Below are 14,616 nucleotides of genomic sequence, written 5' to 3'. Positions count from 1 at the left end.
CTTTGAAATGCATTGAAAGCCTTCCTGTTTGAGTTGCTGGGTTTTAAGCGTTAGTTTGCATGCCTGATAAGTTGTCGGTGTGCGCTTGTCAGTGTTTGGCGAAACGTTCAGGGATCGCCAAGTTGCAAAATATTAGTTGAATAACAGCTCGCCAGAACACGTTCTGGTGGCGGCGTTTTTATGTGCCTGTTCTTTATGTGGCAGAACAGGCCGAGGAGTATCTTTTATGCAGGAAGCGAACATCAAGACCGGCGAAAGCTCGGTCGGTTTCATCAGCCTTTTCAAACTGGCCGACCTCGACTGGGCACTGTTGCCTTACAAGAACACTGAGCACTACGACACGGTCATCCGTTATTACTTTGCCTGTATCGGCATGCCGGATTCCCACAGGCTGCTCGAGCCATTAGGGCTCTTGAAGCAGACGCTCGCCAAGCTGGTGGGCAAGCGCAGGGTCAAGCGCAGCCAGGATACGCATATCTCCAGTCCTGCCGGTGCCGGGATTGACCTGCCGCAGATATACGACAGAGTCGAACAGCATGAAGCGCGCCTTCAGTTCAGTACCGAGCAGATGAAAAAGTTGCCCACGCAAGTGCCTAAGACGTTTCACTTCGTCTGGCTCGGCGGTGGCCTTGGCGATATTCAGCGCGATTACCTCACTGTATGGCGAGAGGTGTTGGCCCGACAAGGTTATACCCTCAATCTCTGGTATGACAGCGATGCATTACTGGCTTGGCAAACCAATAAGCTTATTGTCGAGGCCGCCAAGGCCAATGTTTTTTTACAAGACCCGGATGAGCGTATTACCGAAGTCGAGTTGGGTGGCCTGTACAACGAACATGCCCTTGTTCTGAAACAACAGATGCAGGCCCATATCAATGCCACGGTGGCGAATGGCGGATCCGCCGATGAGGCCCGGATCGATTTATTGACCCGCGCCTACGGTCAGGATGCGCAAGTGCTGCGCCAACAGTTGGAACGCAATCGGCGCACTGTCCTGGACATGGACGGCTTCACGTTGCGTGATCTTGCCGCTGGTGCGGTTTCGCTGCAGTTGCAGGAGGTCTATGACCGGGAGATGCGCTTGCTCGGCAATATGGCGGCGGCATCGGATGTGGTGCGCGCGGAAGTCCTGTACGCCGAAGGTGGCAGTTATACCGATATCGACCACCTTCCGCCGTTATCGGCGACCCTGGGCGGCGTCGACATCAGCGGTTTTGACTACGATGCCCGTCTGGGCACTCTGCAATTGCTGCTGAACGAGAACCCCGAATGGATGCCGGGTCGCCAGGCCTCCTCCCGTTATCGTGTGCATATACCTGCCGAGCACCTTCCGGCACTGGAAGCGTTCGCGCGAAGCCGGCCAAGCTTGAGCGAGGTCTTCGAGCTGCCGGCGGAGCGGCTGGCCCGGCCTTTCGCGCTACGGGCCTTGAGCATGGAGCTGTCGTTATCCAATGCCTTTCTGATGGCCCATCCGGGCGCCGGGATTCTTAAAAGCGTGATTGATCGTATGCGCTCCAACTACGCGCTGATTGAAGCGTCGGTCCAACTGGCCGCCCAGCGCGATGTTGCCCTGAGCGACGTTGCTGGCATGTTGGGGCTGGTGGAAGAAATCTTCGAACAAACCGATGGACCGCTGAGCCGCCTGCCGATGGGTGAAGTGCTCAGGGCTATCGCGCGAATATCGGCCGTGGCCACCCATTTCGGCGACGGCATTCGCTTTGAGAGCGAAGGCACTGTCCATCTGACGGGCCCCGGTGCCATGCGCGACGGCATGGCCGACTACGCGAACGCGCACTTGAGCACGGCAGTTGCCAAGACCTTGCGCGAGGAGGCGGGCATCGCCCCCCACCTGACGGTGAACAGCGCCACCGAAGAAGAGCAGGACCACTCCTGGAAAGAAAATGGCAACCAACCCGAAAAATGGGTCGCCAATGAGCAGGCACGCTGGCGTGAAGGTCAGTACCGCACGCGCTACAGCGGCGACATCACGCAGTTGCTCAAGCATTCGACCGTGGAGTTCCAACAGGGCTGGCCGCTGATCGAGGGGCGGGCGGTGCTGCTGACCGATGTGCTGGAACGATTGGTCGAGGGGCTCGGTGAGCCGTTCCTCGAGGCGATGAGCCAGGGCCATGACGGTGAAATCCGTTTCGACAAGCCGTTGCCGCTGAGTTTCGATGATCGCCAGCGTATCCGGCGCCAGGCGCCCGATACGCTGGTGCCGGTGTTCCTGAGCGATGCCAAGATGCAAAGCCTGGGGATCGACGACGTGCTGAACGAGATCGCCAGCGGTACCCGGCGCGTCATTGAGGTCAGCCCTGTGCAAAGGTTGTCACTGGGCGTGTTGCTCGGTTTGGACACCTTGGATAACCCGCGCTTCAACGCTTCCACCAGTGAGCTGGAGAACCTGGCCAACAGCGTTGCCGAACAGGGTGTGTCCGGCCGTTACGCGGTCATCGAGCGGCAATTGTTCAAGCGCAAGGCGGCAGGGTTCATGAACGGCCTGGTGAGCGATCCGGCGGATACCCCGCTGCCGTCCGACAGCGCGTTGGAGCTGAAGAAAACCGCCTTGAAACAGGCGCGGACGCTGCTTCAGTGGGGCCGTCATGTCGCGCGGATCCAGAAAGTGGCGACCCTGGAGCACCGTCTCCAGGTCGTCGAACGCTCCGCGCAAGTGTTGGACGGATTCGGTCATGCCGGTGTGCAAATGGTCCCCCAGGATTTGCTGCTCAACGGTGATGGCGAGGCCATTGGCGGGCGCTGCTATCCGTTGGCGTTGGTGATGAGCGCAGCGCTTGCCCAGGGCGATGCTTCCTCCGGGCACTTGCGCGAGCGTTTCTTCCTCGCGGTGCTCGACCCCGGGCAAGCCGATTCCCAAGCCTTCCTGCAAACCCTGGAAGCGCTGCGGGACGTACCGATGACGGATGTCGGAACGCGTCTGGGGCAGGCGAGCCTGGATCAGGTCAGGGCTACGCTCGAGAAGCACATTGGCCCTCGTACGCTGATGCTCAACTCGGACAACCATTCGATGCTGGTGGCCAAGACCGTCAGCGGAGAACGTGTCGCCTATCATTTTTTCGACCCCAACTTCGGCCTGTGCAAGTTCGACCATGCGGATGGCCTGCAACGGGCGCTGGAGACGTTTTTCCGGATCGAGGGCATGGCTCGCTACTACGCCGCCTATGGCCCTGACGCTCGACCGGAATTCGATCTGATTGATCTGCACAGCCAAAAGATCGCCGGCTTGGAACTGGCTGACGGGTTCACCGTGGAGCACCTGCTCAAGCCCGACCCGTTGCCCGGAAAACCGGCGCTCGCGATTCGCCAGCGGCTGAACAGTGCCCACGGTAGATCCCTGGTGGACAACTCACACCTGGGCAGCAGTTTGCTCGAGCTGGATAGCCACTGGTGGGGCCAGCAGATCGCCCAGGCAACGGTCGCTTTGCAGGATTTGCATGACTCGGCGACGTCGCTGGTGCCCTTGTTCGACACGCTGGAAATCACCCCCGAAGGCAAATACCGGGTGAGCCTGATCGATCCCGCGCAACCGCAACAGCCGGTTCAGGTGCTCAGCGACGATCAGCGCCTGTTGCGGATCAAGAACTGGCTGTCGGAACAGTTTTCGACCCTGGCGCGCAAACCCGTGGAAACGGCTGGTGTCCTGGACCCGACCGAGGCCAGCAGTGTCCATACCCTCAATGCCGGTTTCACCATCCAGGCCTTGATGAATGTCTTGCGCGGCCGGGAAGGGGATGACCGAACGCTGACCACTGCGGTGCGCCTGCACGCCTACGTCAACTATGCGCAGTTGGTGCATGGCAATGTCGTGGACGTGGCGGGCCTGGTGCAGTTGGCCCGCACCGCGCTGACGGAAGAACGGCTGATCGCCCGCACGTGCGCGCCGATTGTCGGCCAGGCCCTGGGGCATGCGGCCAACGAGGGCGTCGGCGCGGTGTTGGGGCTGGCCAATGTCGGCTTCGATATCTATCAACTGAAGACTGCGCAAACCGGCATCGAGACCGCGCAGTTCGGCACCCAACTGACCTTCGACTCTGCCAGCCTGGCCTTGACGGCGGGCGGCGTCGGGGCGGGGTTGGCCGGGGCATCGACCGCAGCGGCGGTGCTCGGCGGCGTGGGGGTGATGCTCGGTGGATTGGCCGTCGGGGTCGCAGCCCTGGCCCAGGGGTTTGCCACCATCGCCCGCGAGGCACGGCAAGTCGGCCAGTTTTTCTCCGAACTGGAGCAGGCCTACCGTGGTGACGGCTACCACTACGATCACTCGCTGGCCGCATGGGTGGCACGGCCGTCACTGCTGGTCAAAAGCATCGACCTGAACGAGGGGACGCTGCTGCTCGACAGCCCGAAGCTGTACCCGCTGCGCGATCATTTCGGTGTGCCGAGCTTCGATCCTGATGACGAGCGGACCATCGATATTCGCCGGGAGCTAGGGTTGCCCGGGCAGGTCGGGTTCGCGCCGCCCGCTGGCCAACCCATCGTGCTGCCCTGCACGCCACAAACCACGTACGGTTATGAATACAAGGCGCTGCCCTTCGCCCGCTGGCGCCATGATCGCGGTTTCGACACGGCCCGGCGGCTGGAGAAAAAGCAAGCGGCCGGCACCTGGTTGTTTCTGTTCTCGTTCTATTCGTTTCCTTCCGACTACATCCTCAATCGCCTGAGCCCGGTGTATGGCGATACGGTCATCAAGGTGAACCTGGATGCGCTGGAGCGCACACTGGTGGTTCCCGTCCTGCCGGATGCCTGGCAAGGAAAGGTGTTCTATTGGCTCAGGGGCGCGGGCGGGCGCTGTACCGTGATGCTCAATCCCGGGGCCGACATACGGCTTGTCGCTCCGAACCAGACGTATTGCCGCTGGGTGTTGCAGGCAACCTGGGCCAAGGAGCGTGATATCCGGGTTGAGCCTTCCGGCGAGCTGTACATCGGCAGCGTCCATGTCACCCGTGTCGGCCGCCAGGAAGTGCTGATCCGCACGGCCGAGCAGTTGTTCAGCGTCACCCAAGGCAAACAGCAACTGGACCTGGTCGAGCAGACGGCGCCCGCGGGGCTCGACGAGCAGGCGCTGCTTGACCGCTACAAGGAGCTGGCGCGGGAGCACCGATTGGCGCTGCCGTATACGCCGGTCCAGCGTTTCCAGATCCCGTTCGAGGATCCCCGGCTACCGCGCTACACCACGGCCTGGTATGACGCCCACGAAGACCGCTTCCTCTACATTCGCGACGACTTGGAAGTGCTCGGCGAACCGCAGCTGTCGGTGGTCCTGGAGGGCTCCGCGTATTTCCACGACCCGGAGCAATTGCAGATCTGGCAAACGGACTGCGCCACGGGCCTGCTCAAGCGCCGTTACCTGTTACTCATCCAGGATGGTCAAAGCACCATTCGCAGCGTCGAGGCGGACGCCCAGGGCGTGATTCATGTGGTGCAGGAATACCTCGTCGAGAATAAAACCGTCCGGCAATACCGCTACCTGATTCATGACGGGCAATTGTGGTTGAGTTCCGTCACCTACGATACGGCGCCGCAGTTGCAAGCGCTGCTGTTGGCCAACGATACCCTGGCTGAATGGTCGTCCGTGCTCGGCAACTTTTTGCGACTGCCCTCCGGGCCTTCGGACAATGGGCTCACCACCGTCGATTGGCAGCCGGCGCCGTATGTTTCGATCTGCTGGGCGATTGCGCCCGATGTCCGAGACATGGCGTGGGTCCGCCGTCGTGATCGTCAGCTGATCCTTGCACAACCGGCCAAGCATCATGCCCGTGGCTGGGACGATTCGATCAAGCACCTGGACGGCCTGATGCTCTTGCCGATGGCCGATGACAGCGATGTGTTCTTCGTCTACCAGCGCGTCACCCCCAACCAAACGCTCTGCCGGCTGCAACGCAGCGTGAAGGACGGCAAGGCGCAATGGACGCATCGCTGGGTGCAGCCCGACGGACTCAAGCAGATCCTGGCTGTCGAAGGGGGCTACGTGGCGCTCGATGAAAACGGGCTGTTTTTCAACCTGGCGGCGCAAGGGACGTTGCAGTTTGCCGGCGTGAGTGAGCACTGGCTCAAGGACCGTGCCCGATGGTGGCAGGCGCTGGAGCCGCTGGCCACGGGTTACCCGGACAAGGATTTCGCCATTGCCGGCCTGCGCAATGCCGCCGGTGACGGCAACCTCTGTGCCTGGTACGTGAAGCACCGATTGTTGTTGTGCGATCCGGGGTTCGACAAGGAAGTGCGCTTGCTCGGCGTGACGCCGGACAATCAGTCGGTCTGGCTGTTCGATCGGTCGAGTGGTGAAGTCATGAACCAGGCATTCTTCGATCCGCAGCAACTCGATCAGGTATTCGGCGCCGGCTCGCAACTGTTGCCGGGCGCCAGCCTGCCAGCTTATCAGCGCGAGTGGACGGGCTGGCGGTTCGCCGACGTCACCCCCGAAGGCACTGGATTGCGTGGCATCAGCGTGGACGGTGTGTCGTTGGCGCTGCGTCATCAGGAAACGGCGACCATCACCGGGGTCAACCACGCCTGGGTGAGCGCCCAAGGCGATCACTTGGTCGAAGCCCTCCAGCGATTGCTGGACGCGGCGCAACATACCGAGTTCGTCTCGGTGGAGTCCGAGCCCGGAAGCCTGCAATGGTACGACGTGCAAAGTGCCCGGCTGCTGCGGGTCACCGGCAAGAACTTGCCCGAGGACTTTACCTTGCTAGGCACTCAAGCCCAGGTGAACGTGCTGCTGCACGAGCACCAGGCTGGACGGGTGCTGATCTATCCGGACAAGCGCAGCATCGGGCCGTTCGATTACGTCCAGCGCAACGCTCAGGTGCTGGTGGTCGAGGGGGAGAAGATCGGCCGCGATCTCTTGCCGCTGATTCCCGATGAGGTCAACCGGTTGATCCTGCGCATGGGCCAGGGCGTGGAGACCTGCCATTTGACGAAGGCGGTGTGGCTGAAGCTGGAGTCGGTCATTGTCGACTGTCGTCCTGCCTTGGGTGAAACACCCGCCACGGCGAGCACGTTGATCTGGGCATTCGATGAGCCTGGAAAACTCCTGTTCGAGATCGTCCAGGCGCACCTGGTCATTGTCGATCCGGACAGTGAACGCTGCTTGATCCTGCGTGATGTGTGTTCCGTCGATCCGGTCTTGCGCGGTGAAATAGGCCTGGGCTTCAACGCTGCGCAATCGCGCCCGGTATCGACGTTCGTGGCGCGGTTAAAGGGTCTGGGTGCGACTGGCAGTGCAACCCTGAAAGAGCTGCTGGCACCAGCGTCGCTTGCAGAATAAGCCGCCTCCCTTTTACGGCACCAGGTAGCCCTTCACCCCGGTAAAAATGATCTGCGCCGCCAGGGCGCAGACAAACAGCCCCATCAGGCGGCTGACGATCTGCAGGCCCTGGTCGCCGAGGATCCGTTCGATGCGGCTGGACAGGTAAAGCACGACGCCGACGGTGAAGCTCGCCAGGGCGATGCTGATGATGGCCATGAGTTTGTCGTCCCAGTGCGGCTGGCTCACGCCCATCACCAGCAGGGCGCCGATAGTGCCGGGGCCGACGGTCAAGGGAATGGTCAGCGGGACGATGGTCACGTCCTGCTGCACGTTGTCGGTCTGCACGGCCGACTTGCCCTGAGCCATGCCCAGGGCCGAAATGAACAGCACGCTGCCGGCGCCGATACGGAACGCATCCACGGTGATGCCGAACACGCTGAAAATCACCCGTCCGAACAGATACAGCAACACGCTGGAGACCAGCGTCGCCGTTGCGACCTTCCAGGCCAGGCGGCGTTGTTCCTTGCGTGAATAGCCGCGAGTCAGGCCGATAAAGCAGGACAGAACGAAGAAGGGGCTGTAGAGCACCAGCATCTTCAGGTAAACGCTGAACAGCACATGGAGCATGGTTGAGGCTCGCGACGAATGAATTTGACGTGGAGTCTATCAGGCGTCGGGGTGTCTGTCGGCTCGTGGCAAGGGAGAGATGCAAGTACAGGGAGACGCCACTTCATTACATGTAAGGGTAAGTAGTTGAGGTCGATTATTTACGGTTACAGTTGCGCGCTTGTTGTTGTGAAATCGGTTGCGTAAGTTTGTGTCTCGGATCCATGGAGGATCTTGATTAAACAAGGAAGTATTATGAACGCTAAATATGGTTCTGTTTTAACCCTGGCTGATCGCCTTGAGCGCTTGAATGCTTATGATATTGCGCCGGAACAGTTTGAATTCTCGCCACGTATTAATGTTATCCGTTCTGCCGAGATGGCGGGCTATCCGGAAAAACCGGATCGTGCTTCAGTGGTGGGGGACGGTATCCTGGCCTTTGTTTCGGGAATGTCCGAACAAAGCCAGGCGGATATCCAGCACTCTTATCTGTTTGCGTCGTTGGTGGCTAGCAAGCAATTCCCACGGGATGACCAAGGCAAGGAGTGGTATGAACTTTTCCTGGAGGTGATGCAGACTTGCGGCTGGGCGATCCTGCAGATGTACTACGACTCGGTTGCCGCCTCGGGCAAAAGTTTCACGATGGATCAACTGGTGCTGAAGATCCTGGGGTCGGCGATGACGGCAGCCGCGGTTCCCGGGCCTACGTCACTGCTGATGCTCAAGGTCGCCACTGATGCCATCGCGGCCTTGCAAACCCGTGACAGGCCGCTTCGGGTGTTCGACCAGAACATCCAGGAGTCTGGCACGGGAGGGTTTGGTGTCGCTGCCTGTCACGAGACACCCCATGGTGAAGTCATCATGGCGCTGGGGGCCGTGCGTTTCATCAAGCGCACGAACCAGACTCAAGTCCTGTTTGTTAATTGGGACAGCAGTTCGGTCGATCTGTATCGCGGTGAAAGTCATATGACCATGGTGCCGGCCATTATTAACAAAACCCGCGAATCTATTATCCAGAAACTCGGCGATCGCGCACAGAAAAAAATCGAAGCGTACGAACTCTGATCTTGTATAGCCACCTGGCGACTACAACGTAGTCGCCAACCCTGAAAAGAATGAGGTGATTGCAATGAATGATCGTTATTCGGTTTTTATTAACGCCGGTGTTGTTTTGGTCTTGCCGCGGGATATGACAGGGCAGGAAAAAAGCGATGTATTGGATTCGGTATTGTTTGCGCAGTTGGTCGCCAATAAAAAGTATCCGGCTTATGCCCAGACGCAAATATGGTATGACGAGTACCGTGACGTCTTGAAGAACGGCTGGTTGCAAAAGGCTGTGGCGTGGAACAACTTCACACTCGATGAGCAATCCAACGTCACTGCGGCGCATTGGTTAGGGCATCGACTGGGAGAGTATGTTGATCGCACGGTCGCCGATGAAGTCACTCGCCTGTTGAACCGTGTCGCGCAATTGCCCGATACCCTGCCGGCCATCGAGCAGTTGCGCGACCAGACCTGCAAGCGCAAGGAGGTCGTGCCATCGTCAGAGGCCGTTGGCAGGGTCTGCCTGCAAGTGATCCTGGCCGGGCAAGGCCCCTTGCTGAGCAGCGTTTCCCTGAGCTATGAGACCACGCAATCGGCTATTTCCAACCCGCTTGGGCAGTGCCTGTCTGTCGCCAATGTGGTGGGTAATCTTCAGTCCAGATGCTTCCAGGTCAACTTATCGAAAGAGCTTTACGACCCTCTTCGCGGTGCGATTGTGCAAAAGCTTGGGGATAAGCCGACGAAGCATGTCTTTGATATTTCCGGCAACGTTGAACGGGAGGGCGCGCTATGAATATTGAGCGCCTGCAGGCTGGCGAGCGCTTGTTTCACAGCCGCGATGCCACGACGGCTGCCGTCGTGGGTTCAAGCCTTTTGTCGTTTGACCAGCGACTGTCCCCTCAGGATCGCGAAGACATCTGCCTGAGTAACCTGTACGCGCAGATGGCAACGAGGTCGGCTTATCAGGACGGTTTGGTGGGCAGCTGGTTCAGCTACTACAGGAACACGCTCAGGTACCTGGGATGGGATTCGGCGCGTTCTCTCAGGCCTGGGCAGGCGGGCGAGGGGTCAATGGCCGAGAGTATTTCCCGGCAACTATCCCAGGCCTTCGATGAACGCTTTGCGCGGCCGGCGACTGAGTCGATTGGCGCCCTGGAGCGAAATCCAAAAGCCCTTGAGGTATTCGAGCGGGCAAGCCTGCAGCATGACTCGGCGTTCTTCCAGATAACTTCCTGCCTGCCGAAATCGCCTGGGCGAATAGAAGTCGCTCTTTACCACAAGCAATTCAGCCTTCGTAAAACAGTCTCGACCTTTCTCTTTTGGCCGATCGAACAGGTTGTGCAGACCAGCGTTGAAGAAATGGCGGTCGTGACGTTCAACACGCTGCATTACGCAACATTCCGGGAAAAAGTCCTGGCTGCGGTTATTGCCGAAACCACCCGCAATATTCATGCGTTGAAATGTTGAACAGGCTTCGGACGTCAGCGCACGTCGCTAGGACGAATGCGCCGCGGTCTTGTTCTGCTGATCGCGCTGGGCCACCCAGTGTTCGATCAGCTCTCGCAGTTGCGACAGCTCCACCGGCTTGGCCATGTGCCCGTCCATCCCGGCCTGGCGGGCGCGCTCCTTATGCTCGGCCAGGATGTGCGCGGTGAGCGCCACCACGGGGGTGCGGGTGCGCTGGTTACCCATTTCCCAGGCTCGCAGCTGCTGGGTGGCGGAAAACCCGTCGAGGATCGGCATTTCGCAGTCCATCAAGACCAGGTCGTAGCGCTGCTCCTTCATGGCCTTGAGGGCTTCCTCGCCGTTGCTGGCGGTGTCGGGTTGCAGGTTGAGCTTGCCGAGCATGCCGCGGATGACCTTGGTGGAAATGCTGTTGTCCTCGGCCACCAGGATGCGGAAATCGCTCGGCACCTTCACCGCGATAGGCGGGCCGGCGTTTACCTGCACGTTCGTCGCCTGGCCCCGGTTACGCTGGTTCAACTCGTCCGCCAGGGTGGTCTTGAGGGTATAGCCGGCCACCGGTTTGGCGAGGATGCGCTTGACCCCGCTGTTGCGCGCCACGATCTTGCTCGGCGCGTTGCTGATGCCGGTGAGCATGATCAACAGGATGTCGTGGTTCAGGCTCGGGTCTTCCTTGATCTTGGCCGCCAGTTGCATGCCGGTCATGCCGGGCATGTTCTGGTCCAGCAACACCACGTCGAAATAATCCCGCAGATGCGCCTTGGTCCGCAGCAGCGCCAGGGCTTCCTTGCCCGAGGGCACCGCACTGACGTTCAGGCCCCAGGCACTGCACTGTTGCACCAGCACTTTGCGGCAGGTGTCGTTGTCATCGACGATCAGCACCCGTGCCCCTTGCAGCGGGCCATCGAGGTCGGACGTCGGGTGTTCGAGGCGATCTGGGTCCAGCGGCAAGGTCAGCCACAAGGTACTGCCCTGGTTGTTGCCGCTTTTGATACCGAATTCCCCGTGCATCAAGATGATCAACTGACGAGCGATGACCAGCCCCAGGTTGCCCCCCAGGCGCGTGGCCGAGAGGAAATTCTTGCTGTGCAGCTCGGCGTGCATCAGCGTGTCGCGCTCTTCGGCGTCCATCGGCGTCCCGCTGTCCTGCACGGCGATGCGCAGGCGTGGCTGATGGCTGCGCTCGTCGAGGGCCACGACGATCAGCACTTCGCCCTCGTCGGTCTTCTTCAGGGCGTTTTCCAGCAGGCTCATCAGTGCCTGGCGCAGCCGCGTCGGGTCACCGCTGATCACCCGCGGCACCTGGGGCTGGATGAAACTGATCAGCTCGACATTCTGCTGTTCGGCCTTGGCGCGGAAGATGCTCAGGCAATCCTCGATCAGGGCATTGAGGTCGAACTGCACGTCGTCCAGTTCGATCTGCCCGGATTCGAGCCGGGAAATGTCGAGGATCTCGTTGATCAGGGTCAGCAGTTCATTGCCGGCGCTGTGGATCGTCTGCACGTAGTCGCGCTGCTTGACCGACAACGGCGTGCCCAGCAGCAGCTCGGTCATGCCCAGCACGCCGTTCATCGGGGTGCGGATCTCGTGGCTGATCTTGGCCAGGAACTCGGCCTTGGCATTGATCTCGGCATTACTCGCCGCCAGGTCGCGGCTGATGCTGAACCGGCTTTCGTTGATCGAGCGCTGGCGCTCGCCCAGGGCGACACTCATCAACAGGCCACTGATACAGATGAAGATCAGCAAGGTAATGATCAAGCCCTGGGGCGGGACTTCCGTGAGCCCTTGCAGTGCCGGAAGAATGATCAGCGTGCCCAGGTTGAAGACCACCATGGCTGCGACGAACAGCCGGGCCGGGCGGTAGCCCTTTTGCCAGTGCCAGGCGCTGACGAACAGCATGCTCAGGCCGGCCAGGGCCACCAGGGCGTAGGTCATGATATTGAGTGGCAGCGTGTTGACGAACAACAGCAGCAGGCTGCACAGCATGACGAACACAATGTCCCCCAGCAGCAGTCGGTTCAACGGGTGCGGCCCCAGGGGCGCGAAGAAGCGGTAGGCGAACATCAGGCCGCAGGGCGCCGTCAGCAGCAGCGCCAGGTAGGCCCCGGGCGTCTGCACCGACGGCCAGTCGGGCAGCCAGGGCCCAGCCAGGTTCAGCAACAGCGCCAGGCTGAGCATCAACAGCCCTTCACAGGCGGCCAGCCACAGGCAACTGCGTGAACGGGTATAGGCGTAGCGGGTGAGGTTGTGCAGGATCAGCATGGCGATGCAGCCGAACAGCAGCCCGTAGATCAGCGTCTGGTTCTGATCGGCTGCCGCCGCGACGGCCGATTGCAGGGTGACGTAGGGGCGCAGTTCGTGGCGCGAGGCCAGTCGCAGGTAGACGTCCAGCGATTTATCGCTGCGCGGCAGCGGCAACATGAAGTCGCTGCTGGGCACTGCCGGTTCGGTATGCGGCGTGGCATTGCCGCTGACTTGTTGCTCGACCAGGGTATCGCCGTCCAGTACATAGAGGTTCAGGCGTGACAGGTCGGGGGCGAAGATGCGCAGGATTTGTTCGTGCCTGTCCGGGGCCAGGCGAAAACGCAGCCACAATGCACCGCCGGGCTCGGCGGCCTTGAGGCGGTCCAGGTCGATGGGGCTGAATTGATTGGTGTAGCGGGCAGAGCGGATATCACTCAGCGTCAGGTCGCCCTGTTCGTCGAGCAATACCGCCCAACCACTGCCTGGCGCGGCCTGGGCCGGGAGCATGCAGAGCAGCGTCAGCAGGGTGACGGTAAAGCCTATGGCAATCCTGAGCCAGCGCACGGCGAAATCCCTTCGTAGGTTGATGCCAGATTATAACTATGCGCGGCGCCGGAACAGTCAGGCAAGGGCCGCAGACCCTTGCCTGGCTGAATGGCTGGGTTATTCCAGATTTTCGCCACGCTCACGGGCAATGGCACGGTAGCCAATGTCCTTGCGGTAGAAACAACCTTCCCAGTCGATCTCGGCGGCAAGCTTGTAGGCTTGCTGCTGAGCTTCGTCGACACTGGCGCCCATGGCGGTGGCGCAGAGCACACGACCGCCGGCGGTGACCACTTGCCCATCCTTCAACGCGGTGCCTGCATGGAAGACTTTGCCTTCCAGCCGGGCCGCGGCGTCCAGGCCCTGGATTGCGCTACCTTTGGCGTAGTCGCCCGGGTAACCGCCGGCCGCCAATACGACACCGACGCTTGGGCGCGGATCCCATTGGGCTTCGACCTTGTCCAGGGCCTGGGCCAGCGCGGCCTCGACCAGCAGGACCAGGCTCGATTGCAGGCGCAGCATCACCGGCTGGGTCTCAGGATCGCCGAAACGGCAGTTGAATTCGATGACTTTTGGGTTACCAGCCTTGTCGATCATCAGGCCTGCGTAGAGGAAGCCGGTGTAGACGTTGCCTTCCGCGGCCATGCCGCGCACGGTCGGCCAGATCACCTGGTCCATGACGCGCTGGTGCACCTGGGCGGTCACCACCGGGGCTGGGGAGTAGGCGCCCATGCCGCCGGTGTTCGGCCCGCTGTCGCCATCGCCGACACGCTTGTGGTCCTGGCTGGTGGCCATCGGCAGGACGTTCTTGCCATCGACCATGACGATAAAGCTGGCTTCCTCGCCGTCGAGGAACTCTTCGATCACCACGCGGGAACCGGCGTCACCGAAGGCATTGCCGGCGAGCATGTCGCGCACGGCGTCTTCGGCCTCGGCCAGGGTCATGGCAACGATCACGCCTTTACCGGCGGCCAGGCCGTCGGCCTTGATCACGATCGGTGCGCCTTTCTCGCGCAGGTACGCCAGGGCCGGCTCGATTTCTGTGAAGTTCTGGTAGTCGGCGGTCGGGATCTTGTGACGCGCCAGGAAGTCCTTGGTGAACGCTTTCGAGCCTTCCAGCTGTGCGGCACCGGCGGTCGGGCCGAAGCAGTCCAGGCCACGGGAGCGGAACAGGTCGACCACGCCGGCGACCAGCGGTACTTCCGGGCCGACGATGGTCAGCGAGACGTTCTTCTCGGCGAAGTCGGCCAGTTGTTCCAGGGCCAGCACGTCGATGGCGACGTTTTCGCACTTGGCTTCGATGGCGGTGCCGGCATTGCCCGGTGCCACGAAAACCTTCTGCACACGGGGATCCTGGGCCACTTTCCAGGCCAGGGCGTGTTCGCGGCCACCGCTGCCAATGATCAAAACATTCATTTCAAAAACCTCGGATGACGCTGATTCTGTTGAGC

Annotated in this window: 7 protein-coding genes; 4 read left to right on the top strand and 3 right to left on the bottom strand. The window is 60.8% G+C overall.

The annotated features are described in order from the left end of the window. The first annotated feature begins 226 nt into the window (after window positions 1–226). Window positions 227–7,282, top strand: a complete 7,056-nt coding sequence (locus AB4N80_RS01925; RefSeq protein ID WP_460080438.1) for a TcdA/TcdB pore-forming domain-containing protein — start codon at window positions 227–229, stop codon at window positions 7,280–7,282. Between the two features lie 12 nt (window positions 7,283–7,294). Here AB4N80_RS01925 and AB4N80_RS01920 read toward each other — a convergent pair whose 3' ends face one another. Next, window positions 7,295–7,891: a MarC family protein gene (locus AB4N80_RS01920; RefSeq protein ID WP_003186248.1), complete on the bottom strand. Its 597-nt coding sequence runs from the start codon at window positions 7,889–7,891 to the stop codon at window positions 7,295–7,297. Between the two features lie 234 nt (window positions 7,892–8,125). Here AB4N80_RS01920 and AB4N80_RS01915 point away from each other — a divergent pair, with 234 nt between their 5' ends. The 3 genes from AB4N80_RS01915 (at window position 8,126) to AB4N80_RS01905 (ending at window position 10,381) form a co-directional block, all read left to right on the top strand. After that, window positions 8,126–8,935, top strand: a complete 810-nt coding sequence (locus AB4N80_RS01915; RefSeq protein ID WP_122567243.1) for a hypothetical protein — start codon at window positions 8,126–8,128, stop codon at window positions 8,933–8,935. 64 nt (window positions 8,936–8,999) lie between these two features. Then, window positions 9,000–9,707, top strand: coding sequence for a hypothetical protein (locus tag AB4N80_RS01910; protein WP_122567242.1), 708 nt, complete (start codon window positions 9,000–9,002; stop codon window positions 9,705–9,707). Beyond that, window positions 9,704–10,381: a hypothetical protein gene (locus AB4N80_RS01905; RefSeq protein WP_460080434.1), complete on the top strand. Its 678-nt coding sequence runs from the start codon at window positions 9,704–9,706 to the stop codon at window positions 10,379–10,381. The genes AB4N80_RS01910 and AB4N80_RS01905 overlap by 4 nt, the downstream gene beginning before the upstream one ends. A gap of 27 nt (window positions 10,382–10,408) precedes the next feature. Here the strand turns inward: AB4N80_RS01905 and AB4N80_RS01900 are convergent, their stop codons facing one another. Next, entirely contained in the window at window positions 10,409–13,186 is a 2,778-nt protein-coding gene (locus AB4N80_RS01900) for a hybrid sensor histidine kinase/response regulator (RefSeq protein ID WP_460080432.1), read from the bottom strand. Between the two features lie 99 nt (window positions 13,187–13,285). Then, entirely contained in the window at window positions 13,286–14,581 is a 1,296-nt protein-coding gene (purD, locus tag AB4N80_RS01895; RefSeq protein ID WP_122567239.1) for a phosphoribosylamine--glycine ligase, read from the bottom strand. Window positions 14,582–14,616: the final 35 nt, after the last annotated feature.

Source organism: Pseudomonas sp. H3_A02, assembly GCF_054671965.1.
Note: the sequence above shows the minus strand (reverse complement) of the source record. Positions and strands in the feature narration are given on the sequence as shown.